Genomic DNA, 26,678 nt, shown 5'->3' on the forward strand with positions numbered 1-26,678 from the left:
GCCCGCCGCCGGGGAACCCGTACACCCTTCCCGGGTCCTCAGGAGGTGAGCCCGGTGTGGTAGGCGAGGAAGGTGAGCTGGTCGGAGGCGAGCTCGACGGTCTTGCTCACCGCGCGGGCCCCGTGACCGGCCTCCGCCTCGTTGCGGAGCAGGATCGGCCGCTCCGAGGCCTGGGCGTGCTGCAGGGCGGCGCACATCTTCCAGGCGTGCAGCGGATGGACCCGGGTGTCGGACTGGAAGACGGTGAACAGCGTCGCCGGGTAGGACAAGCCCTCCCGCACGTGGTGGTACGGGGAGTAGGAGTGCAGCCAGGCGAACTCGTCGGGCTTCTCGGCGGTGCCGTACTCGACGTTCCACGTCGCGCCCAGGCCGAACAGCTCGTAGCGGATCATGTCGAGCAGCGGCGCCGAGCAGACCACCGCGGCGTACAGCTCGGGGCGCTGGGTCAGGGCCGCGCCGACCAGCAGGCCGCCGTTGGAGCCGCCGGAGATGGCCAGCTGCGCGGCCGTGGTCACGCCGGTGGCGATCAGGTGCTCGGCCGCCGCGTGCAGGTCGTCGAAGACGTTCTGCTTGTGGGAGAGCATCCCGGCCCGGTGCCACTCCTCGCCCTGCTCGCCGCCCCCTCGCAGCTGGGCGATGGCGTACGTGCCGCCCGCCTCGACCCAGCTCAGGACGGACGCCGAGTAACCGGGGGTCATCGAGATGCCGAAGCCGCCGTAGCCGTACAGGACGGTGGGGCGCGGGCCCTCGGCGCCGGGGAGGGAGATCACCAGCATGTGGACCTCGCTGCCGTCGGCCGAGCGGTAGGTCACCTGCTCGGTTTTGACGGCCGGAACCTCGATGGCCCCGGGGGAGGCCGCCCAGAGCGTCGTCTCGCCGGTGCGGGCGTCGTAGCGCTGGATGCTCGGCGGCGTGGTGTTGTCGGTGTAGCCGAACCAGGCCTCGTGACCGCCCTCGGGGCGCTCGCTGATGCCGCCGATGGTGCCCAGCCCCGGGGTCGGCACCTCGCCGACGCGCTCGCCGGTGACCAGCTCGTGGACCGTGATCTCGCTGATCGCGTGGCGGGTCCAGCCGACGAGCATGACCGGCCGGTCGAGGCCGTCGAGGATCGCGAAGTCCGACAGCACGGCCTCGGGGTCCTGCGGGATCAGGTCGCGCCAGTTCTCGAACCGGGGGTCGGACGGGTCGGTCACGCAGACGCGGGCACGCGGGGCGTCCCGGTCGGTGAAGACGTACAGGCGGCCGTCGCGGCCGAAGTGCAGGGCGCTCTGGGCGTCGACGCCCTCTTGGACGACGACCAGGTCTGGCGAGGAGTGGGAGGACGCCTGGAGGTCGGCCACCCACAGGTCGTTGCGCGGCGCCGTACCCCTGGAGGCGGAGATCTGCAGCCAGCGGCCGTCGAGGGAGACCGCCACCCCGTAGTAGTTGGTCTTCTCCAGGCCCTCACCGAAGATCAGGACGTCCTCCTCGGTGGAGGTGCCGACCTTGTGCAGGTAGACCCGGCGGTGGTACTGCTCCTCACCCTCGGGCACCTCGGTGGCGGGCAGCCTGCGCACGTAGTAGAAGGCCTCGCCGCCGGGCAGCCACGCCACGGGGGAGTAGCGGCAGCGGTCGATCGGACCCTCGATCCGGTCGCCGTACGCGACGTCCATCAGGTAGAGGCTCGACTCCTCGTCACCGCCCACCGAGACCTGGTAGGCGAGCAGGCGGCCCTCCTTGTCGGGCTGCCAGGAGTCGAGGGTGGTCAACCCGGTCGGGTCGAGCGTCATCGGGTCGAGCAGCGCCCGCTCGGTGCCGCCGGGATCGACGGTGTAGAGGACGGCGTGCTCCTGCCCGGGGGTGCGCCGCATGAAGAACCGCCGCTCCCCGCGCCACGTCGGCGCGCCGATCGACCCCGAGCCGAGCAGCTCCGCGATCCGGGCCTTGAAACCCTCACGCCCAGGGAGGGCGTCCAGCCCGGTCTCCAGCAGCCTCTCCTGCCCCACCAGCCAGTCCTTCGTCGCCGGGTCGTCCGGGTCCTCAAGCCATCGATAGGGGTCGGGAACAGGCACACCGTGGAGCTCCTCGACGAGCTCGAGACGGCTGGCTGGAGGGTACGGCTGTCGCGTCATGGCAGGAACCCTACGACCTCCGGGCCGCGGGACGTGGTCATTGCGCGGGCGGCGTATCTGATCTGCGACGGGAGGAGTTAAGAACTGGTAATGCGGGCATAAAACGTACCAGGTGTCTCTCCAGTCATTTATGGGTGGCGAGAACCACGTTGAAACAGCCAAACTTGGTGAAGGACGGTGCCGTGGTGAGCATCCGCTGGGCCGTCCGGCGGAGGTCCTCGTGACGGAAGCGCCCGGGCCCCAGGAGGGGCCGCCAGCCGGGGCACGCATCGGCGTGCCCCCCCGATTGACGCGTCGTGCGGCGGGAGAGGCCCGCTGATGCGCCAGGTCCTGCTCTTGAACGCCACCTACGAACCCCTGACCACGCTCTCCCTGCACCGGGCCGTCGTGCTCGTGCTCAGGGAGAAGGCCGACGTCGTGCACCGTGACGGGCGGGGCGCCGTGTTCCGCTCGGCGAGCCGCACGCTCGACGTCCCCTCGGTGATCAGGCTTCGACGATATGTCCGGATCCCATACCGGTCGCGGATCCCGCTGACCCGGACCGCGCTGATGCGCCGGGACGACTACCGGTGCGCCTACTGCGGCCAGCGGGCGGAGACCATCGACCATGTCATCCCGCGTTCGCGAGGCGGCCCCCACACCTGGGAGAACTGCGTCGCGTCGTGCACGACGTGCAACCACAGAAAGGCCGACCGCATGCTGGAGGAGCTGGGGTGGACGCTCAACGTCGCCCCGGTGGTGCCACGCGGCGTCCACTGGCGGTTGATCGGCGCGCACATCGTCGGTGACCCCCAGTGGGCGCCCTACCTCGCGGAGAGCGCGGCCTGAGGGCCGGGACACCCGCGGGCCCGAGGGCCGGGATCCGCTGACAGGGCCGTCGCGGCCGCCTTCCCGAAGGCGGCCGCGACGGCCACGGCCGCCCTGCCCGCGCCGGGCAACTCGTCCCCGCGCTCCCCGCGTCAGGCGGTTCGTCCCCGCGCTCCCCACCCAGGCGGTTCGTCCCCGCGTTCACCGCTCGCGCACCTCCATCCGCGAACGCCCCCGCCCTGCCCACGTCAGGCGGCCCTGCCCCGCCCACCTCCGGCCGTGGCCGCCCTGCCCCGCCCGCGCGCCAGGCCCTGTCCGCTGGCGCGGAAGATCCACGATCGGCACAATCACCTCATGACATGGATCTTCACCTCCGATGTCGAGGCGTACACGGGTGTGGCGGAGCCCTGGCTGCTGCGGGACCCGGTTCGCAACACCGTCCCCCTCACGGTCCTGCGCGCCATACGCAACGGCCTGTGGGGCGATGACCCGCTGCTGGGGCGGCTGGAGCGCGACGGCCAGGTCGTGGCGGCGGCCATCCAGACTCCTCCCCACGCCCTCCTGCTCCCCGCGATCCCCGCCGACGTCGTGCCGGAGCTCGCCACCCAGCTGATCGAGGCGGAGAGGGTGATCTCCGGCGTGAGCGGCCCGCTCCCGCTGGCCGAGGCGTTCGCGGCCTCCTGGTGGCGGCCCGAGGCGGGGCGCCGTGCCGAGCGCCTCTACCGCCTGGACGCGCTCGCCTCCCCGGACCCCCTGCCGGGCGGGGCCTCCCGCGTCGCCGACGCCGCGGATCTCGATCTCCTGGTCCGGTGGAGCGAGGCGTTCCAGGCCGAGGCCGAAGGCGTCGCGCCCGTCGATCTGACCGCGCTGGTGGCGAGCCGGATCGCCAGGCGGGAGCTGGTCGTGTGGGAGGCGGGCGGGCGGCCCGTCGCGTTCGCCGGGGCCTCCGTGCCCCTCGGCGGGATGTCCCGGATCGGCCCGGTCTACACGCCCCCCGAGTCTCGCGGGAAGGGCTACGGCACCGCGGTCTCGCACGCGGTGAGCGCCAGGGTGGGTGCCGAGGGCGCCGCCGAGGCGCTGCTCTTCACCGACCTGTCCAACCCCACGGCCAACTCGATCTATCAGGCGATCGGCTATCGGCCGGTCAGCGACTACGCCTCCATCACCTTCGCGTGAGGAAGGCCGGTGACCACGCCTCCATCGTCTTCGCGTGAGCGATCCGGGCAACCTGGGTAACCTTGGGGGCATGCCCCGATACGACTTCCGCTGCCGCGCCTGCGGGTCCACCTTCGAGATCTCCCGACCGATGGCCCGCTCCGGCGAGCCCGCGCTCTGCCCCGACGGCCACGACGACACCGTCAAGCTGCTTTCCACGGTCGCCGTGACCGGCGGCTCCGCGGGCTCCTCCGCGCCCCAGCCCTCCGGCGGTGGCGGCGGGTGCTGCGGAGGCGGCTGCTGCGGCTAGGCGCCGCCATCGGAATCCCGGCGAGGAATCGTCGCGGCAGGAAATCCCCTCCGAGGTCTGCCACCCGGCCCGGCTAGCACCGCCGGGTGACAGATCGGACGAATCCCGCCGGCTCGCGAGGCCGGCGGGGGTGACGGTCAGGCGGCGCGCTTGCCCTGGAAGGGCAGGAACGCCTCGGCCCGGTGCGGGCGGGCCGGCACGAAGGTGGGCTCGGTGGCGATGATCCGGTCGAACCTGAACGCCCGGATCGCGCCGCGCAGGCGGCACATCCCGACGAGATACCAGTATTCGCGGTGGACCATGCAGGTCACCGGGTCGACGTCGCGGACGGTGACCCGGCCGGAGACGTCCTGGTAGTGGAGGCGGATGACGAGACCCGAGGTGATGGCGGTGGCGATCGTCCGGGCTCGGTCGGCGGTCGGGGCGGACATCGGCTCGGTGAGGGTCGCCAGGGTGGTGGCGACGATGTCGTCTTCGAGCTCCATCTGCTCGAAGGCGTGGCGCAGGCCGCTGCGGGCGGCGTTGGCCTGCGGACCCGACCCCAGATGCGCCATCGACAGGGCGAGGGCGGCGATCTCGGCGGTCGTCAGCGGGGCGGTGAGCTTCATGACATCAGCCATACCCTGATAATACGTCCGAGCACCGACATTTTTTCGAACTTCCTGTCGGGTAAGGCATCTCTACCCGACAGGAAGCCCAGGTCAGCGGGACAGCTGTGACAGGTCGCGCGAGGCGCCGGTCGAGGCGGAGGTCGTGAGCGCGGCGTACGCCTGGAGCGCGGCGCTCACCTGGCGCTGGCGGTCGCGCGGCCGGTAGCCGCCCAGGTCGGCGAGGAGCCTCTCGCGGCGGGCGGCCAGCTCGTCCTCGGCGACCTTCAGCTCGATCGAACGGCCGGGGATGTCGATCGCGACGAGATCGCCGTCCTCGACGAGGGCGATGGTGCCGCCCTCGGCCGCCTCGGGGGAGGCGTGGCCGATGGACAGCCCGCTCGTGCCGCCGGAGAAGCGGCCGTCGGTGACCAGCGCGCAGTCCTTGCCCAGCCCCTTGCCCTTGAGGAACGAGGTCGGGTAGAGCATCTCCTGCATGCCGGGCCCGCCCTTCGGCCCCTCATAGCGGATCACCACGACGTCGCCGGCCTTGACCTTGTTGTTGAGGATGCCCTCGACCGCGTCGTCCTGCGACTCGAAGACCACGGCCGGGCCCTCGAATTTCCAGATCGACTCGTCGACCCCGGCGGTCTTGACGATGCAGCCCTCGGTGGCGATGTTGCCGTACAGGACGGCGAGGCCGCCGTCGCGGGTGTAGGCGTGCTCGGAGTCGCGCACGCAGCCCTCGGCGCGGTCGAGGTCCAGCTCCTCCCAGCGGGCGCCCTGGGAGAAGGGCTTGATCGTGCGGGCGTTGCCGGGGGCCGCGTGCCACAGCTCCAGCGCCTCGGGCAGCACCTCGGGCGACCGGGGGTCCCAGTCGTCGAGATAGTCGCCCAGGGTGCCGCCGTTGACGGTGTACGCGTCGCGGTGGAGCAGGCCCGCCCGGTCGAGCTCGCCGAGGATCGCCGGGATGCCGCCCGCGCGGTGGACGTCCTCGACGTGGTACTTCGCCGTGGCGGGGGCGACCTTGCACAGGCAGGGCACCCGCAGCGAGATCTCGTTGATCTCCTTCAGCCCGAAGTCGACCTGGGCCTCGCGGGCCGCGGCCAGGATGTGCAGGATCGTGTTGGTGGAGCCGCCCATCGCCACGTCCAGCGCCATGGCGTTCTCGAACGCGTCCTTGGTCGCGATGGCGCGCGGCAGGACCGTCTCGTCGTCCTGCTCGTAGTGGCGCTTGGTGATCTCCACCAGCTGGCGCCCGGCGTCCTCGAACAGCTTCCTGCGCGCCTTGTGGGTGGCCAGGATCGTGCCGTTGCCCGGCAGCGCGAGGCCGATGGCCTCGGCGAGGCAGTTCATCGAGTTGGCGGTGAACATCCCGCTGCACGAACCGCAGGTGGGGCAGGCGTTCTCCTCCATCTCCAGCAGCTCGGCGTCGGAGACGGCGTCGTTGGCGGCGGCGATCATCGGGTCGATCAGGTCGAGCTTGCCGTTGGGGGTCTTGCCCGCCTCCATCGGCCCGCCGGAGACGAAGACCGTGGGGATGTTGAGCCTGAAGGCGGCGAGCAGCATGCCCGGGGTGATCTTGTCGCAGTTGGAGATGCAGATCAGCGCGTCGGCGCAGTGCGCGTTGACCATGTACTCGACCGCGTCGGCGATCAGCTCCCGGCTGGGCAGCGAGTAGAGCATGCCGCCGTGGCCCATCGCGATGCCGTCGTCGACCGCGATCGTGTTGAACTCGCGCGGGATCGCGCCCGCCTCGCGGATCGCGCCGGCGACGACGTCGCCGACCTCGCGGAGGTGGACGTGCCCGGGGACGAACTGGGTGAAGCTGTTGGCCACGGCGATGATCGGTTTCCCGAAGTCCTCACCCGCCACACCCGTCGCCCGGAGCAGGGCCCGGGCCCCGGCCATGTTCCTGCCGTGAGTGACCGTACGAGACCTGAGGGCGGGCATGAGGCTTCTCCCATCATCGAAACCGTGTCTACAAATGGTACGGCTACCGCCCGGTGCGTGAGACGCCTGTCCGCGACACGAGACGTCCGGTCCGTGACCACACGTTCCGCCGACACCGCACGAGCATGATCGGCGTACGGGACGGGAATGGGGCCGGAGGCGGCGAGGGGCGGTTCCGGGACGCCGACGGGGCACGGGGTGGGCACCGGGGCGGCGGCCGGCGGGCCCGATACGGGCCCAGGGTGTTCCCCGACACTACCGAAGGTCGCCGCGCCCGGCGAACCCGGGGCGGGCGCCGCCCGCGCGGGAGGAACGCGGGTGCACAAGGAGGGAACGCGGGTACGCGAGGAGGGGAGACGGGAGTCGCCGGGCCGGGGCGCCGGGCGGGGCGGACTCCCGTCGGTCCCGACGGGGGAAGCGGAGAGGGAAGGTGCGGTCGGGCGAAAACGGGCTCGCCGGACGGCCGGAATCAGTTCTCCGGATAGCGCGCGGGCAGAACCTGCTCGGCGGCCTCGAAGATCCTGTCGATCTCGGCGTCGGTGAGTGAGCGTTCGCGCTTGGTGATCCATTTACGGACACGACTGCCGTCGAAGACGTCGACCTCGCGGACGTTGAGGACCTTCCAGGGGATGGCCGGGCCGTAGATCGCCAGGGACGGCACGATCGTGACCTCGCGGCCCAGCTCGGCGCCGATCAGCTCTCCGGCCTGGGACGCCTCCCAGCGGGCCTCGTCGAGGCGGGGCTTCTGGTTGAACGGGCCGTGGAACAGCTTGCGGTGCGACTGGACGCGGACGGGCAGGCGCTTGTCCCACTTCTCGGAGTCGACCGCGTAGACGCCGGTGGGACCCACGACCAGATGGTCGATCTGGGCCTCGCTGCCGGGGATCGCGCGGGCGTGCAGGGTGCGGTAACCCCCGCGTTCCAGCCGTTTCAGCTGCATCTCCGTGCGCCGCTCCGCGACCGAGGCGCGCCGCCAGGCGGGCACCGACGAGTTGGAGCGGGCGCGCAGCACCGTGTCGACGATCGCGGCCACCACGGCGGCGGTGAGGCCCAGCGGCCAGCTGGCCAGCAGGACACCCGCGAGCACGCCCACGCCGACCGAGATGAGCACACGTCGGCGCAGATGGCGGTACTTCGGGTGGTCGAGCAGGCTGCGCAGCGAGGCGCGCTCGACAGGTGCGTACGTAGACGCTGGCGCGGCGGGTCGAGACGTCGGCCGATCTTCGGCCTGTCGGTCACTGACCCAAATCGGTGACGCATTGTTACCGTCTTCTGGTACCTGACCGGAATCCACGTAACTCACGGTAGCTGACGTCCTCGGGGGTGCCTAGTATTGCGTATCTCATACTTTTGTGACCGCCGTCACCCGCTTGGCACTGCTATGAACCGGGTACCTTAGAGGCTTTTCGCTCTGGATAACCGGGGGCTCTGCGCCTACTGTGCGGGGCGTGGCCCACATTCACGATCTTAACGCCCTGGAGCAGGCGGCGGCCGTGCGACGCGGGGAGATCTCGCCCGTCGAGATCACCGAGCACTACCTCGACCGGATCACCCGCCTGGACCCACAGGTCGGCGCCTACGTGACGGTGACCCCGGAACTCGCCCTGGAGCAGGCCCACAAGGTCGAGGCCCGGGTGCTCGCGGGGGAGGACTTCTCGCCCCTGGCCGGGGTGCCGATCCCGATCAAGGACCTCAACCTCGTCAAGGGCGTGCCGATCCGCTTCGGCTCGGCCACCTACGAGGACTTCGTCGCGCCGGTGGACGACAGCCTGGTCGAGCGCCTCGGGGAGGCCGGGACGATCATGCTCGGCAAGACCGCGACGCCCGAGTTCGGGCTGCCGTGCTACACCGAGACGTCCGTCTCCCCGCCCAGCCGTACCCCGTGGGACCTCTCCCGGTCGGCGGGAGGGTCCAGCGGCGGCGCGGCGGCGGCGGTCGCCGCGGGCCTGGCCCCCGCCGCGCAGGGCAGCGACGGCGCCGGGTCGATCCGCATCCCCGCCTCGGTCTGCGGGCTGTTCGGCCTCAAGCCCTCCCGGGGCAGGATCAGTTTCGCGCCGATCGTCCCCGACCTGGCGGGCCTGTCGACCAACGGCCCGATCACCAGGACCGTCGCCGACGCCGCCGCGCTGCTCGACGTGATGGCCCACCACAGCCCCGGCGACCTCTACCACGCCCCTCCGCCCGGGCTCGGTTCCTTCGGGGCGTACGCGGGCCGCGACCCCGGGCGCCTGCGGATCGCCCGCTACGCCGAGCCGCTGGTCCCCGGCGCCGTGCTGGACCCCGAGGTGCTCGCCGCCTACGAGCACGCCTCGGCGGAGCTGGCGGCGCTCGGGCACGAGGTGGTCGACATCGACCCGCCGTTCGGGCCCGAGCTGGTGCCGAGGTTCGTGACGCTCTGGTACGCCTTCTCCTGCATGCACCCGGTCGACCTGACCCGGCAGGACAGGCTCAGGCCGCTCACCGCCTGGCTGCGCGAGCGCGGCTTCGCCACCCCCGCCCCCGACTTCCTGCAGGCCCAGTCGGCGCTGCAGTTCGCCACCCGGGCGGGACTGCGGGCGGCCGACCCGTACGACGCGGTGCTCACCCCGACCCTGACGCAGCCGCCCCGGCCCGTGGGCTGGTTCGAGGACGTCGACGACCCCGAGGAGACCTTCGAGCGGATGAAGCGGTTCGCCGCCTTCCCCGCCGTCTACAACGTCAGCGGCCAGCCCGCGGTCAACCTCCCGCTGTACTGGAGCGCCGAGGGCCTCCCGATCGGGGTGACGCTGGCCGGGAGGTTCGGTGACGAGGGCACGCTGATCTCCGTGTCCTCGCAGATCGAGGCCGCCGGAGGGGGTTTCTGGGGCGGGCGCAGACCCGCCGTCTGGTAGCCCTCGACGGGGAGATCGGCGCCGGGTTACTTTTGAGGTGTGGACAGTGCGATCGAGGTCTTCGGCTTTCTCGTCGGAGTCTCCGGCGGCCTGTTCACGCTCATCGTCCTGCTCGTGACGATGCCCGCCAGAATGCGCGACAAGGCCGCGAGGAGCACCTCGGCGGGCGCGGTCTGGCTGGGCGGCCCGTCCGGCAGCGAGCGGGGGATCACCGGCTCCGCCCTCGTGCTGACCGAGCGGCGGCCGGCCGGGCCCCCGGCGCCGGAGGCCGACTGGGTCGCACTCGCGGAGACCTCCGAGCCCGGACGGCACAGCGGCGGGGCGTCGGCGGCCTGGTGAACCGGCCGACCGGTGGATCGCCCAACTGGTGAAGGCGAGGTGGCGGAGATGCTCACTCTGACCCCGGCCGAGGGGGACGACGTCCGCGGGGCCCTGCGCACCGCGGAGCGGAGTACCGGCCTGCGTTTCGCCGCCTATCTCGGGCCGGCGATCGGGCCGCGGCGGCACTTCTCCGAGCGGCTGCACGCCGCGCTGGGCACCGACGCCGACAGGGCCGTGCTCGTCTTCGTGGACCAGCGGGGGCGGGCGCTGGAGATCGTCACGGGTCCGCTGGCCAGGGAGTGGCTGCCCGACGCCGAGTGCCGGGTGGCCGCGACGTCGATGGCCGCGGTGCTCGGCCTGGGCGACCTGGTGGGCGGGGTGGTCACCGGGGTCCTGCTGCTCGCGGACCGGGCGTCGCGGCGCAGGTGATCCCGCGGTCCCGCCGGGTAAATGATCTTCCAGGCGGGCCGTTCGTGCGGAAAGAAGATGATTTTCCCGGATAATCGGCTCGTGCTGAAGATCGTGCGGGATACGCTGCCGGATCGATCCCGCAGGAGATCCACGGCGGAGCGGGAGCCCGGCATGATCCTCGACTACGTCCAGGCGACGCTCGCGGACGCCCGCCGGAGGGTCCGCAAGGAGAATGAGACGGCGGCCATCCTGCTGTTCACGACGGGGGCCGCCGCCGGCGCCGTCGCCGCCGGGCTGCTGAACGGCCACTGGAGACCCGGCGAGCTGTCCAGCAAGATCGAGTGGCTCTGGTGGACGAGCATGTTCTTCTGGCTGATGGGGCTCCTCGTCCTCGGCGCGGCCCTCTACCGCCGTACCGCGGGGCTCGCGGGCAGGGCCCTGGAGCGGCGCCGCTTCTATCCCGGGGGGTTCGCCGGCGAGACCCCGCCGGAGCCGGACCCCCGCCTGGGGTACAGGGTGGGCGCCCGCGACGCCGAGGCCAGGGTCGACCTGGTCGTCCTGGAGATCAGGAGGCTCAACGCCGTGGGGGACGCCAAGCAGCGTTACATCCGCCGGGGCGTCCTGCTCATGACGCTGTCCGTCGTCTGCTGCGCGCTGTCGCTGCTCGTCGACCGCTCGCTCTGAGCCTTTCCGTGCCGGTCCCGGAGGCTCAGGGCTGGAGCAGCTTCACCAGGTATGTGCTGATGTCCGCCAGCAGCGTCGAGGGCGTCACCGGGGCGCTCGCGACGGCGGAGAACAGGGCGGGAAGCCCCGGCAGCGGGAAGCCGTCGTCGGACGTCTCGCCGCCCACGCCGTTCTTGGCCAGCACGGTCCGGCTGCGCTCCCACGCCTCGGTGACCTCCTCGGGGGAGGGCACGCCGAACCCGTGGCCCACCGGGGCCGCGTGGCGCAACCGCACCAGCGGGGTCTCGGCGAAGGCCAGGGCCACCCGGGAGCGCAGCGCGAGGTCGTCGCGGAGGCCCGGGTCCACCCAGTCCATCGCGGTGCAGGGGTTGCGGCAGTCGGCGACGCAGGTGGCGAGCGCCCCGGCCACCTGGCTGTGCTGGCGGTCGAAGTAGGCGCGCCACCCCTCGGCCGGCTCCCCGGCCACCCGCAGGGTCCGGTTCACGGCCGACTGCTCGGCCCTCGTGTGGTCACAGTCGCGGTCGCCGATCACCCCGAACCTGCTGCCCGGCGCGGTGAGGCCCTCCGGCCAGCGCGCCGGGTCCCCGGCGCTGCCGAGCACCGGCTCGAAGGCGAGCAGCGGGAGATACTCGCTGGCGATGTGGACGGCGGCGACCATGGGGCTCAGCTCGCGGCGGTGCCACCTGACCGCGATGACCTCCAGCAGCAGCCCGTACGCGGGCCGCAGCGACTCCAGCGCGCCGCGCGGCTGCTCGCGGGGCGTCTGCGGCATCGTGCAGGCCCGCGCCCGGCGCCGTATGTCACTCGGCACGGCCCGTGCCTCGGCGGCGAAGTCCTCCGCGTCGAGCGAGAGCAGCCGCTGGCCGAACTCGCACGCCGCCTCGATGTCGCCCGCGTCCTTCACGACGCCCGAGGCGAGGGCTCCGACGTCGCCGAAGGCGTATCTGCGAGCCAGGGAGACGAGCAGGTCACGCGCCGATTCCACGTGATTACCCTCTCACGACCCACGAGCGGCAGGACTGTTGTCTAGGCAAAATGAGACGCGGGGCACTTCCCCCGCTTGATGACTATTTCTACCAGTGTTTTGCCAGAAACCACTCAAGGTTCACCCCGAACCGCTCAGATGCGGCGGCCGGTCCCCGCGAGGCCGGGAGCGGCCTCGCGGGGTGCGCCGGGCTCAGGCCGCCGAGGCGTCCTTGGCCTGGGCGCGCAGAGCGCGGCCGATGCTGTCGGCCCCTTCGAGCAGCAGGCGCCTGAGGGCGTGCGGCGGCTGGGTGGACGAGATGAGGTCCTGGGTCGCGGCGACCGTCTCGGGGGAGATGTTCAGCGCCGGGTAGCAGCCGTTCGCGAAGTTCTGGGCGCTGTCGGAGCTCCAGGTCGCCCAGATCCCGCTGACCTCCTCGAAGTACTTCGCCCCGTACGGCTCCAGCAGGTCCGGGTGGCGCGGGTCCATGAAACCGGCGAGCGTCGAGCGGAGCAGCGCGCCGCTCAGCTTGCCCTCGGTGATCGCGGCCCAGGCGTTCGCCTTGCCCTGGACCGTGGGGATCGCGGCGCGGCAGAGCGCGGCGGAGCGCTCGCCCGTCGCGGTGGCGTCGCGCAGCAGCTCCTGGGCGACGTCCTCCTCGCCGAGCAGGCCGCCGGAGACCAGGGCGCCGGTCAGCGTCCAGCGCAGGTCGGCGTCGACGGTGAGGCCTTCGAGCACCGTCTCGCCGTCCAGCAGCCCCTTCAGGAACGCCAGGTCCTCGGTGGAGGTGGCCACCGACGACAGCGCGTTCAGGTAGGCGAGCTGGTGGTCGGAGCCGGGCTCGGCCGCGGAGACCAGGCCGCGCAGCGCGGAGGCCAGCCGGGCCAGGCCCTGGGGGCGCCAGGCGGGGTCGGCGTACTGCTGGACGGCGAGCCGGGCCTGGCGGAGCACGGTCTGGGCGACCGTGATGTCCGCGACCGACTCGATGTTGGAGACGGCCAGGGTGAGGTAGTCGCGGGTGGACATCTCGGCGTCGCGGGTCATGTCCCAGGCGGCCGACCAGCACAGCGCGCGGGGCAGCGACTCGGTGAACCTGGCGATGCCGCCCTCGGTGATGGTCCGCAGCGACCGCTCGTCGAGCCTGACCTTGGCGTACGTCAGGTCGTCGTCGTTGATCAGGACCAGGTCCGGCTGGACCTCGCCGACCAGCTCGGAGACCGCGGTGCGCGCGCCGACGACGTCCAGCTCGACCCGCTTGACGCGGACCAGCTCGCCGTCCCGCAGGGAGTACAGGCCGATGGCGACGCGGTGCGAGCGCAGCGTCGGGTAGTCGGCCGGGGCCTCCTGGAGCACGTCGAACTCCAGGAAACGGCCCTCGGGGTCGACGGTGAACGATGGGCGCAGCGTGTTGACCCAGGAGGTCTCCAGCCACTCCTTCGACCAGGAGGACAGGTCGCGTCCCGAGGTGCGCTCCAGCGCGCCGAGCAGGTCCGCGAGCGTCGTGTTGCCCCAGGCGTGCTCGTCGAAGTAGTCGCGGACCCCGGCCAGGAAGTTGTCCAGCCCCACGTAGGCGACGAGCTGCTTGAGGACCGAGGCGCCCTTGGCGTACGTGATCCCGTCGAAGTTGACCTCGACCGCCTGCATGTCGACGATGTCGGCGGCGATCGGGTGGGTGGAGGGCAGCTGGTCCTGGCGGTAGGCCCAGGCCTTCTCGACGTTGGCGAAGGTCGTCCAGGCGCCCTGGCCCCAGCGGGTGGCCTCGGCCTGGCAGAGCACCGAGGCGTAGGTGGCGAACGACTCGTTCAGCCACAGGTCGTCCCACCAGCGCATGGTGACCAGGTCACCGAACCACATGTGCGCCATCTCGTGCAGGATCGTCTCGGCGCGGCGCTCGATCACCGCGTCCGTGACGCGCGAGCGGAAGACGTAGTCCTCCAGGAAGGTCACGCAGCCCGCGTTCTCCATCGCCCCGGCGTTGAACTCGGGGACGAAGAGCTGGTCGTACTTCCCGAACGGGTAGCGGACGCCGAAGATCTCGTGGAAGAAGTCGAAGCCCTGCCTGGTCACCTCGAAGAGGTTGTCGGCGTCGAGGTGCTCGGCGAGCGAGGCCCGGCAGTACAGGCCCAGCGGGATGCCGTCGTGCTCGGAGGTCACCTTGTGGTATGGGCCGGCGCACAGCGCGGTGATGTAGGTCGACATCACCGGGGAGGGCGGGAAGTGCCAGCGCCTGGCCTCCTGGATGGCCCCGTGCCTGCCCCGGTGCCCGGCCAGCTCCTCGGCCGCGTCGGGGGCCGCGTTGGAGACGACCTCCCAGTGGGACGGCGCGAGCACGGTCAGCTCGAAGGAGGCCTTGAGGTCGGGCTGGTCGAAGCACGCGTACATCCGGTGCGCGTCGGCCGTCTCGAACTGGCTGTGCAGGTAGACGCTCTTGTCCACCGGGTCGACGAAGCGGTGCAGGCCCTCGCCGGTGCGGCTGTAGGAGCAGTCGGCGTCCACCCGCAGCTCGTTGGTCTCGGCCAGGCCCGGCAGCGGCAGCCGCCCGGTCTCCACGTCGTAGCCGCTCACGTCCAGCTCGACGCCGTTGAGCACGGCCTTGCGCACCTTGGCGCCGGCCAGATCGACGAACGTCTCCGCACCCGGCCGGGTGCTGGTGAAGCGGACCGTGGTGACGCTCTCGAAGCGCTCCTCACCCTCGGTCAGGTCGAGCTCCACCGCATAGGACTGCACGCTGAGCAGCCGTGCGCGCTCGCGCGCCTCGTCACGGGTCAGATTGCCTGCCACTACCGCTCCCTCTTCACAACTTCCCCCGCTCCATTGCTAAGGGGTGACTGAATCCTGCCACGTAAGGGCGCGGACCGTCGCTTCGCATCAGCCTGCGGACTGATACCCGGATTCGAGAATAAAGAGGCATGTCAAGGTATTAATTCCCCCCTGAGGAATAGGGAACTCCGTCGTGCGGGTTGTCGCTACCGAAGCAGCCTCACGACCGGAAAGCCGGAAAAAAATGACTGAGCGAACCCCAGTGGATCTCTGGTTCGACCCCTTCTGCCCGTTCGCGTGGATGACCTCCCGCTGGTTGCTGGAGGTCGAGAAGGTGCGGTCGATCGAGCCGCGCTGGCACATCATGAGCCTGAACGTGCTGAACGAGGACAAGGACGTCCCGGAGAGCTACCGCGAACTGATCGCCAAGGCCATCGGCCCGGTCCGGGTGGTCGCCGCCGTGCAGGAGAAGTACGACTCCGAGACGGTCGGGCGCCTTTACACCGAGCTTGGCACCCGTTTCCACAACCAGGGCAAGAGCAAGGAGCTCGACACGCTCCGCGAGACCGTCGAGGAGGCCCTGGAGGCCGCCGGGCTGGACCGCGCGTTCGCCGACGCGATGGACTCGACGGAGTACGACGAGGCGGTGCGCGCCTCGCACAACGACGGCATCGACCGGGTCGGCCAGGAGGTCGGCACCCCGGTGATCTCCGTCGAGGGCGTCGCCTTCTTCGGCCCGGTCATCTCGCCCGCCCCCAAGGGCGAGGAGGCGGGCAAGCTCTGGGACGGCGTGCGCCTGGTGGCGGGCACCGACGGGTTCTTCGAGCTCAAGCGCTCCAGGACCCGGCAGCCGATCTTCGACTGATCCGTTCCTCCCGCCGCGCGCGACCGCGGCCGGGGCCAGGGGCCGGGCCACGCTGTGCTCCCGTACAACGATCACCGTTGTACGGGAGCCGCGTCCGGCTCTCCCTCGCGTAACAACGGCACGCACGCCAGGATGAGGGACATGCGTCACCTATACCTGGACGGAGCCTGGCGACCGTCCGCGTCGGCCGAGGGCATCGACGTGATCAATCCCGCGACCGAGGAGCTGATCGACAGGGTTCCCGCGGGAGCGGTCGCCGACGTCGAGGCCGCCGTGGCCGCCGCGCGCGCCGCCTTCCCCTCCTGGTCGGCGACGCCCCCCGCCGAGCGGGGCAGGATCCTCGCCGCGGCCGCGGACCTGATACGAGAGCGCTCCGACCAGATAGCCAGGATCATCGCCACGGACATGGGCGCCCCGTACGGCCTGGCGATGAGGGTGCAGACGCTGATGCCGGCCGGGGTGCTGGCCTCGTACGCCCAGCTGGCCGAGACCTACGACTTCGAGGGCGGGCAGGTCGGCAACTCCCGCGTCTTCAGGGAGCCGGTCGGGGTGGTCGCCGCCATCACCCCCTGGAACTACCCGCTCCACCAGGTCGTCTGCAAGGTGGGCGCCGCGCTCGCCGCGGGCTGCACGGTCGTGCTGAAGCCCAGCGAGGTGGCGCCGCTGGCGGCCTTCGCGCTCGCCGGCGTCCTCGACGAGGTCGGGCTGCCCGCCGGGGTCTTCAACATGGTCAGCGGATACGGCCCGGTGGTGGGCGAGGCCCTGGCCGCCCATCCGGGGGTGGACATGGTGTCGTTCACCGGCTCCACCCGGGCCGGGCGCCGGGTGGCCGCGCTCGCGGCCGAGACGATCAAGCGGGTGGCCCTGGAGCTCGGCGGCAAGTCCGCCAGCGTGATCCTGCCGGACGCCGACCTGCGGGCGGCCGTCAAGGCGACGGTGGCCAACGCATTCATCAACTCCGGCCAGACCTGTTCGGCGTGGACCCGCATGATCGTCCATCGCGACCGGTACGACGACGCCGTCCGTCTCGCCGTCGAGGCCGCGGGGAGATACACCGTCGGCGACCCCTTCGACGAGGCGACCAGGCTCGGCCCCCTCGTGTCCGCGGCCCAGCGCGACCGGGTCGTCCGCTACATCAACCGGGGCCAGGAGGAGGGCGCCCGGCTGGTCGCCGGAGGCACCGACCGGCCCCTGGAGCGCGGCTTCTACGTCGAGCCCACGGTGTTCGCCGGGGTGGAGCCGGGGATGGTGATCGAGCAGGAGGAGATCTTCGGCCCGGTCCTCACGATCATCCCCTACCTCCGGGGCGAGGACGAGGCGGTCACCATCGCCAACGGCACGCCGTACGGCCTGGCGGGCGCGGTGTGGGCGGGCAGCGAGCAGCGCGCGGTGGAGGTCGCCCGGCGGCTGCGCACCGGCCAGGTGGCGGTCAACGGCGGCCAGTTCAACCCGCGGGCGCCCTTCGGCGGCTACAAGCAGTCGGGCCTCGGCCGCGAGCTGGGCGAGTTCGGGCTTGAGGAGTATCTGGAGATCAAAGCCGTCCAGCTCTGAGGACCACGCCGGCCGCCGGGATCGGGCGGCGTCCCGCGGCGGGATCGCCATCGGCCCGCGCCGGGGGCCGCTCCGGCGGCCACCGGGATCAGGGGGCCTGGAGCAGGACCTTCCTGGCGGCGTCCCTGGCCAGCCTGTCCACGTAGAGCCTGCCGTCGAGGTGGTCGGTCTCGTGCTGGAAGCAGCGCGCCAGCGTGCCGCGGGCCCTGATCCGGATCGGCCGCCCCAGCCGGTCCAGGCCGCTCACGGTGACCCCCGCGGCCCGGGGCGTCCTGGCGTAGATCGGGGTGCCGGTCCCGCGGTCGGGGACGGACAGGCAGCCCTCCTCGTCGAGGACCTCGGCGTCGTCGTCCACGGTCAGCTCCGGGTTGATCACGTGGCCCTTGCGGTTGCTGCAGTCGTAGACGAAGATCCGCTTCGACACGCCGACCTGCGGACCGGCGAGGCCGACGCCCCGCGCGGCGTACATCACGGCGAACATCTCGTCGATCATGCGCCGCAGGTCGCGGTCGAAGTCGATGATCGGCTCGGCGGGCGTGCGCAGGACAGGGTCACCGACCACTCGGATGTCACGCATGTGGGGGCTCTCTCTGTAAGGGTTCCGTGAGCGTTGTGGCTATTACTCTAGCCGGGGGCCGGGTGGAGCCGCCCGCGTACACCTGCGAAACTGTGCGGGTGCGCGTCTACATCGGTGCCGACCATGCCGGCTATGAGCTCAAGAACCACGTCGTCTCCTGGCTGAAGGAGCACGGCCACGAGGTCGAGGACTGCGGTCCCTTCGTCTACGACGCGGAGGACGACTACCCGCCGTTCGTGCTGCGCGCGGCCGAGGGCGTCGTGGAGGACCCGGGCAGCCTGGGCGTCGTCATCGGCGGCTCGGGCAACGGCGAGCAGATCGCGGCCAACAAGGTGCGCGGCGTCCGCGCCGCCCTGGCCTGGAGCGAGGAGACCGCCAGGCTCGCCCGCGAGCACAACAACGCCAACGTCGTCAGCCTCGGCTCGCGGATGCACGAGCCGGAGGAGGCGATCCGGTTCGTCGAGACCTTCCTCGGCACCTCCTACTCCGGCGCCGAGCGGCACAACCGCAGGATCGCGCAGCTCACCTCGTACGAGACCATCGGCCAGCTCCCGCCGCTGCCGTAGCCCCGGGCCCGCTACCGGTTGCGCTCGCGGGGCGGGGCCTCCCCGCGCGGCGGTTCCTTGCGCGTCCCGTTGCGCGCGGGCTCCTTGCGGGGCGCCTCGTCGCGCAGGGGGCGGCGGTCCGCGGCCTCCTGCTGCTCCCGTGACGGGCGTGAGACGTCTCGCGCCCGCATCGCGGTGATCGCGGTGATCTGCAAGCTCTGCAGTGCCATGCCGGCCACCATAACCCGCGCTCGCCCGTCCCGGCGGCCGGGCGGGCCGCCGGATCGTCCGAGGATCAGAAGACCAGGCCTGCCCAGGGGGCCGGGTCCCACGACATGGCGGTGGACAGCTCCCGCAGGGCCCCCGCGCGCGACTCGCGTACCATCCCCGCCGCCAGCAGCGCCGCCAGCGGCCGCCCGCCCAGGTAGGCGGCGCCCAGCACGGAGACGGGCAGGGTCAGGTCGGCGGGGTCGTCGGAGGGCGCGCAGCGGGCGCCTGAGGTGTCGGCCGTCAGCCGCCAGCGGCGCGCGTTCCACGGGCACACGGTGTCCTCGACCTCGATCACCACGTCCACCGGCGCGCTGTAGCGGCGGGCGGCGAGGGCCCGGTCGACGTCCACGACGCGGACCCACAGGTCGTCCTGCCAGAACGCGCGGAGCCGGCGCGGCTCGGCGAGCAGGTGGATCAGCGGGTCGTCCGAGGGCCGGCCCTGGGCGAGGACGTGCGAGACCAGGTCGCGGTCCAGGACGTGCCGCCAGAGCAGCGCGTAGGCGGCGGGGTCGAGGCCGAACAGCTCGCCGAGCCGCAGCTCGCCGGCGGGAAGGTCGTGGTCGTCGAAGGCGGCCTTGATCCGGAAGAGGGCGTAACCGCGCGGGCCGCCGTCGTCCTCGGCGACCACCGCGCGCAGCGGGCCGGCGCCGCCCTGGTCGGACTCGTGGTCGGCCAGCACCGTCTCCCAGCGGGCGGGCGTGCGGGCGTACATCCCCGGGCGCCGCTCGAACGCCGACTCGTAGATCTTCTCGAAGGTGGACGTCGCCTCCGCGGGCCTGACGACGCGCAGCCTCAGGGCGGGGTCGGCCGGGGCGTGCCGGGTGAAGGCCGCGTTCGCCGTGGGGATCCGGAAGACCAGGGAGTCGGCGGCCCTGCCGTAGCCGTAGCGGCCGTAGATGGCGGCCTCGGCCGCGTAGAGCGCGGCGACGGCCTCGCCCCGCTCGTGCAGGTCGGACAGCTGGCGGGTCATCATCGAGGAGAGGATGCCCCGGCGGCGGTGCGAGGGCAGCACGCCGACCGCGGTGACGCCGCCGACCGGGATCGGCCCGCCGGGCACGGTCATGCTGAAGCTGTACGTCGCGGCGGTGCCCACCAGCAGGTCGCCGTCGAACACGCCGAGCGAGCGGTCGAACTCAAGGTTGCGCCTGAAGATCCCCTGCCGGTGTTCCGGGACGGCGACGCCGAACGCCTCCTCGTCCACGGTGTTCCAAGCGGACCATTCGGCTTCGCCGATCGGACGTAGGCTGAGAGTCATCTTCCAAACGGTAGTAGGGGACAAACGGCTCCGGCCATCTAATATCCCTGCTTAATGATCAAGGCGTTGGTCAAGTGGGCTGCCCAAAGGGGGGACGGCCGGATACAGTCGAGCGCATCATGAGTTCCCGTCCGGTGCCGCTGCTCCCTCCGGCGCTCCGCGCGTTCCTGGTCCGCGTCCCGCTTCTCGTGCCCATCGTGCGCTTCCTGCGGCGCGGCCCGCTGGCGCGCGACCGGAACCTGCTCATCACCCTGACCCTGCTCACGCTGCTGATCGGCGGGCTGGCCGCCAGGGTGTCCATGGAGTGGTTCTCCCCGGCGCTCATGATCCCCGTCACCCTCGTGGCGGGGCTCCAGCTCAGGCTGAACAGTCTCGTCAAGCTGCTGTGCGCGGTCGCGGCCTCCCTGGTCTACGTGGCCGTGGTGCGCGGGGTGGGACACATCGGTCCCGGCCTGCTGGTCACCTTCGTCTTCACCGCGGTGCTGGCCGCGCTGATGGCCCGCACCCGGGGCAAGCTCGGCGTGCAGGGCCTGCGGGGCGACGCGATGCTGCTGGAGTTGCGCGACCGTCTCAAGAGCCAGAGCGACCTGCCCCCGCTGTCCAAGGAGTGGGGCTCCAAGGTGGTGCTCAAGCAGGCCGGGGGCTCCTCCTTCGGCGGCGACTTCCTGGTCTCCATGCGCGAGGGCGACACGCTGGAGCTCGCCCTGGTCGACGTGTCGGGCAAGGGCGTCGACGCGGGCACCCGGGCGCTGCTGCTGTCGGGCACCTTCGGCGGGCTGCTCGGCTCGGTCGACGACTTCCTGCCCGCCTGCAACACCTACCTGCACCGCCAGCGCGAGGCCGAGGGCTTCGTCACCGCGGTCCACCTCCGGCTCAACCTCGTGACGGGCGAGTACGTCATCACCTCGGCCGGTCACCCCCCGGTGGTCAAGTTCGAGTCGGGCACCGGGACGTGGCGGGTCTCCCCGGCGAAGGGCGTCGTCCTCGGCGTCGTGCCCGACCTGCACTGCGAGGCCGACCAGGGGATGCTGCGCAAGGGCGACGCGCTCATGCTCTACACCGACGGCCTGATCGAGCAGCCGGGGCGCGACATCGACGCCGGCCTCGACCGCCTGCTGGGGGAGGCCGAGCGCCTGATGCCCTCGGGGTTCCGCGACGGCGCCCGCAACCTGGTCGCCTCCATGTCGTCGGGCCACAACGACGACTGCGCCCTCATCCTCATCTGGCGCCCCTGAGATCCGGGCCCAGAGCCACCCGGTAATCCGGGCTCAGAGCCACCCGGACTCGTCGGCGATGCGTACGGCGTCGAGACGGTTGCGCGCCTGCGTCTTGCACATGATCCGCGACAGGTGGTTGCGGACCGTTCCCACGGAGAGGAACAGCTGGTCGGCGATCTCGCCGGACTTGGCCCCCTGCGCGACCAGCCGGAGCACGTCGAGCTCCCTGCGGGTCAGGGGGTTCTCCGCCGACCTCAGGGCCGCCACCGCGAGCTCGGAGTCGACCGCGCGCCGACCGGCCGCCACCTGGCGTACGCCGTGGGCCAGCTGCTCGGGGCCGACCTCCAGGCTCATGAAACCGAGCGCGTGGGCGGCGAAGGCCCGGCGGACCTGGCCGGGGCTGGGGTCGCGCGCCAGCAGGAGGACCCGGCAGGCGGGAGCCTCCTCGTGCAGCCGGATCGCGGTGGTGAAACCGCAGATGTCCGGCAGGTCGAGACCGATGACCGCGGTCTCCGGCGCGTGCCGCAGGACGGCGGGAAGCACGTCCTGCCCGGCTGCCACGTCGGCCACCACCCTCATGTCGTTCTCGTTGTCCAGCGTCGCCACCAGCCCGCGCCGGACCAGGGGAAGATGCTCGGCAACCAGGATCCCGATCAAAACGCTCCTATCTCTCGCCCTCACCCTCGTCAAAGAGTGTTCGTGCGATCGCTGAATGTCAACGGAGTGCCTCTAATCGGCCAAGGGCTCCCAAATGCCCCGATCGGGGGAGCGGCCGGAAATGCCGCTTTTCGCGGCGGCGTGCGAGCCGGATACTTGGGCTAACCTCTTATGGGGCATTGTCGGTGATACCGCGATGGGGGTATGAACCTGTGAGCTGGCTCTCCGTGGTCGGGGTCGTCGTCTTCCTCGTGGGACTGATGGTGTCGATCGGGTTGCACGAGATCGGCCACCTGGTGCCGGCCAAGCTGTTCGGCGTCAAGGTCACCCAGTACATGGTCGGGTTCGGCCCGACGATGTGGTCGCGCCGCAAGGGCGACACCGAGTACGGCATCAAGTGGCTCCCGCTCGGCGGCTACATCCGCATGATCGGCATGCTGCCGCCCCGGCCCACCGATGCCCCGGGCAAGGTGCGCTCGGTCTCCACGGGCCCCTGGCAGGGCCTGATCGAGAACGCGCGCGACGTGGCCCTGGAGGACGTGCGGCCGGGCGACGAGGACCGGGTGTTCTACCGCAAGCCCTGGTGGCAGAAGGTCATCATCATGTCCGGCGGCCCGGCGATGAACTTCGTGCTGGCGTTCATCCTGTTCGGCGTCGTGCTCATGGGATTCGGCGTCCCCACCCAGAAGACCGAGATCGCCTCGATCCCGCAGTGCGTGAAGACCGCCGCCGACTACGCCAAGAACCCCGAGTGCACCGCGGCCGACAGGCCGAGCCCGGCCAGCACGGCGGGGCTGCGGCCGGGAGACGTCATCGTGTCCGTGGCGGGCAGGCCCGCCGCGAGCTGGGACGCCGCGACGCGGGCCATCCGCGACCACGGCGCGGGCCCGATCGCGATCGGCATCAGGCGGGCCGGTCAGGAGCTGACCGTGAACGCCGCTCTCATCGCCCAGGACCGCGAGTCGCTGGACGAGCCGGGCAAGATCGAAAAGGGTGTCGGATATCTCGGGGTGAGCCCGAAGATCGTCATCGAGCAGCAGAGCCTCGGCGCCGTGGCCGCGCACATGGGGGACCTCACCTCCGCCACCGCGGCCTCGCTGCTCAGGTTCCCCGAGAAGATGGTGGGCGTCTGGCACGCCGCCTTCTCCGGGGACGAGCGCGACAGGAACGGCCCGATCGGTGTCATCGGCGTCAGCCGCATCGGCGGTGAGATCGCCGCCGCCGCGATCCCGCTGGAAAACAAGATCGTCGTCTTCATCAACCTGCTCGCGGGCTTCAACCTGGCGATCGGCCTGTTCAACCTGATCCCGCTGCTCCCCCTGGACGGCGGCCACGTCGCGGGCGGCCTGTGGGAGGGGATCAAGCGCGGCTTCGCCCGCGTCGCCCGCCGCCCCGCGCCGGGACACGTCGACATCGCCAAGGCGCTCCCGCTCACCTACGCGATCGCCTTCCTGATGATCATCATGGCGGGCCTGCTGATGTACGCCGACCTGGTCAACCCGGTCCGGCTGTCCGGCTGACCGTCTTCCGCCCCGGTGTCCCGCACGGGCCGTCGTACCGCGCGTGGGGCCGGGAGAGGCGGCGCGCATGCCCGCAGGGGTTAGGGTGACGCCGTGAACGAGGGAACGCCTGGAGCGGTGATCGACGTGGCCCTGTTCCGGTTACGCCGGATCTGGTCGCGGCCACTGCGCGCGCGCAAGGCCGGGGAGCCGCAGCGGCCGGTGCACATGTCGAACGTGATGGTCGTGCACGCCGTGCACAAGCTGAGCCTGGACGTGTCCGAGGTGACCGTGGGCGCCGTCGCCGAGCAACTGGGCGTCGATCCCTCCACGGCGAGCAGGCTGGTCAACGACGCGGCCGGCGCGGGGTTCGTGGAGCGCGAGGAGTCGGCCGTGGACGCCAGGCGGGCCCGGCTCGTGCTGAGCGAGCGGGGCCGCCGCGTGCTGGAGGTGGTGGTCCGCCACCGGCGCACCTACCTGGACGGCCTGATGGCCGACTGGGACGAGCCGGACCGCGAGATCTTCGCCCGGCTTCTCGACCGTTTCGCCGAGGCCGCCATCGCCCGCCCGGCGAACCTGGCCAACCTCGACCGGATGATCGCCGAAACACTCGTGGAGACCTCCGCCTCAGGCTGACCGGCCCGCCCCATCGGCCGGACCGTCCTTCGCGGGACCTGCCGGTTCTGCGGCTGACCGGTTTGCCGCCGGGATCGGACCGTCCTTCGCGGGACCTGTCGGTTCTGCGGCTGGCCGGCCTGTCGCCGCGACCGGACCGTCCTTCGCGGGAGCCGTCGGCTCTCCGCGCGTGCCCGCCCCGGTGGACGCGTACCGTCGCCCGTTCATCTCGGTGGAGGCGTCGCCGGGCGGGGGGGTACGCGGCCTGCCTCACCCCGGGAGAGGCAGGTGTCCCGCCGGTCGGCGCTACTCGCCGGTGACCCCGTCGATCCGCTGGCGGATGATGTCGGCGTGGCCGTTGTGCCGGGCGTACTCCTCGATCATGTGGATGAGGATCCAGCGAAGTGAGACGTCATGGCCGTGGCGTTGCGTTTTTCCCACGGTGTCCGCGGACAGCCCGGCGGACAGCTCGCGCGCGTGCTCGACCTCTCCTCGCCAGCGGGCGAACGCCTGCTCCGCCGTGCTCGTCTCCAGGGTGTCGAAGTCGCCGTCGGGGTCGTCGTCGGAGTAGTAGAACGGGGCGGCGCCCTCGCCGTTGAGGATGTTGCGGAACCAGTTGCGCTCCACCTCGGCCATGTGGCGGACCAGGCCCAGCAGGGAGAGCGTGGACGGCTCGGCGGAACGCAGGCGAAGCCGCTCGTCCGAGAGTCCGGCGCACTTCACGGCCAGGGTCTCCCGGTGCCAGTCGAGCCAGGAGTGCAGCATGGTGCTCTCGTCGGCGATGAAGGGAGGGTCAACGCGTGTGTCGGTCATGACGCAATCCTGTCGGCGCGCGGGACCGCTGTCATACCCTTTTCCTCCCGTACGGCCGAGGGCTTTCCTCCTGTACGGCCGTGGGCGCCCGGCCTCTTCCTCCCGGCGGCCGTCGTGATCGACCGGCGTCCCGTCCGCCACCGGCGGGGGAGCCCCGGGTGGAGGCTCGGGCATAGTCCCGCGCCCCGGAGTCCCGCGCCCCGGAGTCCCGCGTGCTGGAGTCCCGTATGCCGGAGTGCCGGGGGCACGTACGCGTCGGTATATGTCGGCACTACCCGCTGTTCAGCCACCACGTTCTACAACAAGTGAGACTCGCCCCCCTACCTGCCCTCAACAATCCCACCGAGGGCATATAGGCGAGTCCACAGAGCAAAGTAGACAATTCACCCCGCCGCGCCCCCGGCCGACCCGTTGTGACGCCCCGGGCTCGACTAAGGAGGTGTCAATATTCGCCCGGGTCGATCGGTGGATTGGTGATGAAAATCTGGCACGTGGCCAAAGGTTTGTCATCGGAGGATTCAGGTCGAGTGCGGCTTTTCCCCGTTCAATCCAGATTGTTTCCTCGGTCGGTAATGGTTTCCCATCGGCCCGCGGCGGATCCTCTCCCATTTCGTGTTCGCCGCCGTTCCGGGATTCACCACTGTCCCGATTTACTGTGGAGGGGTTTCGGTGTTCGTCGTGACGGCCTCCCCCGGCCGGTCACGCCGGAAAGTGATCGAGCTGGACGGATCCGGAGAGAAGGCGTTCCCAGGTGCGCGCGAATTCAGAGAAGATACTTGTCGTCGGGGCCGGGGTGAGCGGGTTGACCACTGCGTTGTGCCTGGCCAGGGAGGGGTTTCGCGTCACCGTCGTCGCGGAGCGATTCGCGCCCGACATCGTCTCGGTCGTCGCGGGCGCGCTGTGGGAGTGGCCGCCGGCGGTGTGCGGTTACCACCACGACCAGATCTCGCTCGCCCGCTCCAAGAACTGGTGCGTCACCTCGTACGGGATGTTCGAGAGGCTGGCCCGCGCGAAGGTTCCCGGGGTGGCCATGCGAAGGTCCAACTTCTATTTCAAGCACCCCGTCGAGGAGAGCCCGCACGATCTCCACAAGATGCGGGAGCTCGCGGGGAAGGTGCGCGGCTTCGTCCGCGACCGGTCGCTCGCCGAACGCAACGGCGTCAGCCCCGACTACGGCGTGGTCGACGCGTACTCGCACATGGCGCCCATGATCGACACCGACCAGTACATGGCGTGGCTGATGCGGCAGGTCAAGATCCACGGGGTGCGGGTCGAGCGGTACCGGGTCGAGGGACTGCTGGCCGAGCGCAGGGCCGAGCTCCTCGACCGCTTCGGCGCCGAGGTGATCGTCTGCTGCGCGGGTCTCGGCACCGCCGGGCTCCGCGGCATCGGCATGTACCCGCTGCGCGGCGCGCTGGTACGGGTCCGCAACGACGGGCTGCGCGGGCGCCGGATCCGCGAGGCCCACTGCGTCTCCCACGACGAGCAGAACAAGGACGAGCAGGACATCGTCTTCATCGTGCCGCGCAATCCGAGACTCCTCGTTCTCGGCGGACTGGCGGAGAAGGACGAGTGGGACACCGGAATAAACCTGGAGAACCACGCTCCCGTACGGGAGATGTACGAACGGTGCCTCGCCTTCATGCCCGCACTGCGACACGCCAGGCTGGATCCCGACGAGCCGGTACGGGTGGGGCTGCGGCCGTTCCGTAACGAGAACGTCTGCCTCGAATGGGACGACGAGGAAAAGGTCGTCTACAACTTCGCGCACGGCGGAGCCGGATTCAGCTTTTCCTGGGGATGCGCCCAGGAGGCCGTCGGCCTGGTGCGCGCGGCGATAGAGGATCGCGCGTACTCGTATTCCTTCTAACGGATTTCTCC

The 26,678-nt window shown here is 71.2% G+C and carries 25 protein-coding genes; 14 read left to right on the forward strand and 11 right to left on the reverse strand.

Annotation, left to right across the window (positions count from 1 at the left end; all coding sequences use genetic code 11):
- Positions 1-38 precede the first annotated feature (38 nt).
- On the reverse strand, positions 39-2,111 hold the full coding sequence (locus tag ACSC1Q_RS14305; protein WP_436759180.1) for a prolyl oligopeptidase family serine peptidase: 2,073 nt from the start codon (positions 2,109-2,111) through the stop codon (positions 39-41).
- Between the two features lie 318 nt (positions 2,112-2,429).
- Between ACSC1Q_RS14305 and ACSC1Q_RS14310 the strand changes: the two genes are divergently transcribed.
- The 3 genes from ACSC1Q_RS14310 (at position 2,430) to ACSC1Q_RS14320 (ending at position 4,383) form a co-directional block, all read left to right on the forward strand.
- Positions 2,430-2,939, forward strand: coding sequence for an HNH endonuclease (locus tag ACSC1Q_RS14310; protein ID WP_329084484.1), 510 nt, complete (start codon positions 2,430-2,432; stop codon positions 2,937-2,939).
- Positions 2,940-3,272: 333 nt separating this feature from the next.
- Positions 3,273-4,094 carry a GNAT family N-acetyltransferase gene (locus ACSC1Q_RS14315; protein WP_436759181.1) on the forward strand — a complete coding sequence of 274 codons (822 nt, stop codon included), beginning with the start codon at positions 3,273-3,275 and terminating at the stop codon, positions 4,092-4,094.
- A gap of 70 nt (positions 4,095-4,164) precedes the next feature.
- Positions 4,165-4,383 carry an FmdB family zinc ribbon protein gene (locus ACSC1Q_RS14320; RefSeq protein ID WP_436759182.1) on the forward strand — a complete coding sequence of 73 codons (219 nt, stop codon included), beginning with the start codon at positions 4,165-4,167 and terminating at the stop codon, positions 4,381-4,383.
- A gap of 137 nt (positions 4,384-4,520) precedes the next feature.
- On the opposite strand, the gene ACSC1Q_RS14325 is transcribed toward ACSC1Q_RS14320, so the two are convergent.
- The 3 genes from ACSC1Q_RS14325 to ACSC1Q_RS14335 form a co-directional block, all read right to left on the reverse strand.
- Positions 4,521-5,003, reverse strand: a complete 483-nt coding sequence (locus ACSC1Q_RS14325; protein ID WP_436759183.1) for a helix-turn-helix transcriptional regulator — start codon at positions 5,001-5,003, stop codon at positions 4,521-4,523.
- Positions 5,004-5,084: 81 nt separating this feature from the next.
- Positions 5,085-6,923 (reverse strand): dihydroxy-acid dehydratase, encoded by a 1,839-nt coding sequence (gene ilvD, locus ACSC1Q_RS14330; RefSeq protein ID WP_436759184.1) that lies wholly within the window; start codon positions 6,921-6,923, stop codon positions 5,085-5,087.
- A gap of 469 nt (positions 6,924-7,392) precedes the next feature.
- Positions 7,393-8,034 (reverse strand): nuclease-related domain-containing protein, encoded by a 642-nt coding sequence (locus ACSC1Q_RS14335; protein ID WP_436759185.1) that lies wholly within the window; start codon positions 8,032-8,034, stop codon positions 7,393-7,395.
- 337 nt (positions 8,035-8,371) lie between these two features.
- Between ACSC1Q_RS14335 and ACSC1Q_RS14340 the strand changes: the two genes are divergently transcribed.
- The 4 genes from ACSC1Q_RS14340 (at position 8,372) to ACSC1Q_RS14355 (ending at position 11,209) form a co-directional block, all read left to right on the forward strand.
- Positions 8,372-9,793, forward strand: a complete 1,422-nt coding sequence (locus ACSC1Q_RS14340; RefSeq protein ID WP_436759186.1) for an amidase — start codon at positions 8,372-8,374, stop codon at positions 9,791-9,793.
- 39 nt (positions 9,794-9,832) lie between these two features.
- On the forward strand, positions 9,833-10,132 hold the full coding sequence (locus tag ACSC1Q_RS14345) for a hypothetical protein (protein WP_436759187.1): 300 nt from the start codon (positions 9,833-9,835) through the stop codon (positions 10,130-10,132).
- A gap of 48 nt (positions 10,133-10,180) precedes the next feature.
- Positions 10,181-10,543 carry a TPM domain-containing protein gene (locus ACSC1Q_RS14350; protein WP_436759188.1) on the forward strand — a complete coding sequence of 121 codons (363 nt, stop codon included), beginning with the start codon at positions 10,181-10,183 and terminating at the stop codon, positions 10,541-10,543.
- Between the two features lie 81 nt (positions 10,544-10,624).
- Positions 10,625-11,209: a Pycsar system effector family protein gene (locus tag ACSC1Q_RS14355; RefSeq protein WP_436759189.1), complete on the forward strand. Its 585-nt coding sequence runs from the start codon at positions 10,625-10,627 to the stop codon at positions 11,207-11,209.
- Between the two features lie 25 nt (positions 11,210-11,234).
- Here the strand turns inward: ACSC1Q_RS14355 and ACSC1Q_RS14360 are convergent, their stop codons facing one another.
- Together ACSC1Q_RS14360 and pepN are read right to left on the reverse strand one after the other, a co-directional pair.
- On the reverse strand, positions 11,235-12,194 hold the full coding sequence (locus tag ACSC1Q_RS14360) for a hypothetical protein (RefSeq protein ID WP_436759190.1): 960 nt from the start codon (positions 12,192-12,194) through the stop codon (positions 11,235-11,237).
- 192 nt (positions 12,195-12,386) lie between these two features.
- Positions 12,387-14,954, reverse strand: a complete 2,568-nt coding sequence (gene pepN / locus ACSC1Q_RS14365) for an aminopeptidase N (protein WP_436759191.1) — start codon at positions 14,952-14,954, stop codon at positions 12,387-12,389.
- 223 nt (positions 14,955-15,177) lie between these two features.
- Between pepN and ACSC1Q_RS14370 the strand changes: the two genes are divergently transcribed.
- Together ACSC1Q_RS14370 and ACSC1Q_RS14375 are read left to right on the forward strand one after the other, a co-directional pair.
- Positions 15,178-15,798, forward strand: a complete 621-nt coding sequence (locus ACSC1Q_RS14370; RefSeq protein WP_436759192.1) for a mycothiol-dependent nitroreductase Rv2466c family protein — start codon at positions 15,178-15,180, stop codon at positions 15,796-15,798.
- A 141-nt stretch (positions 15,799-15,939) separates the two neighbouring features.
- The gene (locus tag ACSC1Q_RS14375; RefSeq protein WP_436759193.1) at positions 15,940-17,349 is read left to right on the forward strand and encodes an aldehyde dehydrogenase family protein; all 1,410 of its coding nucleotides are present in this window, start codon (positions 15,940-15,942) and stop codon (positions 17,347-17,349) included.
- An 88-nt stretch (positions 17,350-17,437) separates the two neighbouring features.
- On the opposite strand, the gene def is transcribed toward ACSC1Q_RS14375, so the two are convergent.
- Positions 17,438-17,926, reverse strand: a complete 489-nt coding sequence (def, locus tag ACSC1Q_RS14380; RefSeq protein ID WP_436759194.1) for a peptide deformylase — start codon at positions 17,924-17,926, stop codon at positions 17,438-17,440.
- 98 nt (positions 17,927-18,024) lie between these two features.
- Here def and ACSC1Q_RS14385 point away from each other — a divergent pair, with 98 nt between their 5' ends.
- Positions 18,025-18,492: a ribose-5-phosphate isomerase gene (locus ACSC1Q_RS14385; RefSeq protein ID WP_436759195.1), complete on the forward strand. Its 468-nt coding sequence runs from the start codon at positions 18,025-18,027 to the stop codon at positions 18,490-18,492.
- Positions 18,493-18,503: 11 nt separating this feature from the next.
- Here the strand turns inward: ACSC1Q_RS14385 and ACSC1Q_RS14390 are convergent, their stop codons facing one another.
- Complete coding sequence (locus tag ACSC1Q_RS14390; RefSeq protein WP_436759196.1) at positions 18,504-18,701, reverse strand: hypothetical protein; 198 nt, start codon at positions 18,699-18,701, stop codon at positions 18,504-18,506.
- Positions 18,702-18,766: 65 nt separating this feature from the next.
- Positions 18,767-19,996, reverse strand: coding sequence for a GNAT family N-acetyltransferase (locus ACSC1Q_RS14395; protein WP_436759197.1), 1,230 nt, complete (start codon positions 19,994-19,996; stop codon positions 18,767-18,769).
- Between the two features lie 119 nt (positions 19,997-20,115).
- On the opposite strand from ACSC1Q_RS14395, the gene ACSC1Q_RS14400 reads away from it, so the two are divergent.
- Positions 20,116-21,231, forward strand: coding sequence for a PP2C family protein-serine/threonine phosphatase (locus ACSC1Q_RS14400; RefSeq protein ID WP_436759198.1), 1,116 nt, complete (start codon positions 20,116-20,118; stop codon positions 21,229-21,231).
- A 33-nt stretch (positions 21,232-21,264) separates the two neighbouring features.
- Here the strand turns inward: ACSC1Q_RS14400 and ACSC1Q_RS14405 are convergent, their stop codons facing one another.
- The gene (locus ACSC1Q_RS14405; RefSeq protein WP_436759199.1) at positions 21,265-21,870 is read right to left on the reverse strand and encodes a LuxR C-terminal-related transcriptional regulator; all 606 of its coding nucleotides are present in this window, start codon (positions 21,868-21,870) and stop codon (positions 21,265-21,267) included.
- A gap of 212 nt (positions 21,871-22,082) precedes the next feature.
- Here ACSC1Q_RS14405 and ACSC1Q_RS14410 point away from each other — a divergent pair, with 212 nt between their 5' ends.
- Together ACSC1Q_RS14410 and ACSC1Q_RS14415 are read left to right on the forward strand one after the other, a co-directional pair.
- Positions 22,083-23,390 (forward strand): M50 family metallopeptidase, encoded by a 1,308-nt coding sequence (locus ACSC1Q_RS14410; protein WP_436759200.1) that lies wholly within the window; start codon positions 22,083-22,085, stop codon positions 23,388-23,390.
- 93 nt (positions 23,391-23,483) lie between these two features.
- Positions 23,484-24,005 carry a MarR family winged helix-turn-helix transcriptional regulator gene (locus ACSC1Q_RS14415; protein WP_436759201.1) on the forward strand — a complete coding sequence of 174 codons (522 nt, stop codon included), beginning with the start codon at positions 23,484-23,486 and terminating at the stop codon, positions 24,003-24,005.
- Between the two features lie 285 nt (positions 24,006-24,290).
- Here the strand turns inward: ACSC1Q_RS14415 and ACSC1Q_RS14420 are convergent, their stop codons facing one another.
- Positions 24,291-24,797 (reverse strand): DinB family protein, encoded by a 507-nt coding sequence (locus tag ACSC1Q_RS14420; RefSeq protein WP_436759202.1) that lies wholly within the window; start codon positions 24,795-24,797, stop codon positions 24,291-24,293.
- 751 nt (positions 24,798-25,548) lie between these two features.
- On the opposite strand from ACSC1Q_RS14420, the gene ACSC1Q_RS14425 reads away from it, so the two are divergent.
- On the forward strand, positions 25,549-26,667 hold the full coding sequence (locus ACSC1Q_RS14425) for an FAD-dependent oxidoreductase (protein WP_436759203.1): 1,119 nt from the start codon (positions 25,549-25,551) through the stop codon (positions 26,665-26,667).
- Positions 26,668-26,678: the final 11 nt, after the last annotated feature.

The organism is Streptosporangium heterodermiicola (assembly GCF_051390675.1).
Taxonomy (GTDB): Bacteria; Actinomycetota; Actinomycetes; order Streptosporangiales; family Streptosporangiaceae; genus Streptosporangium.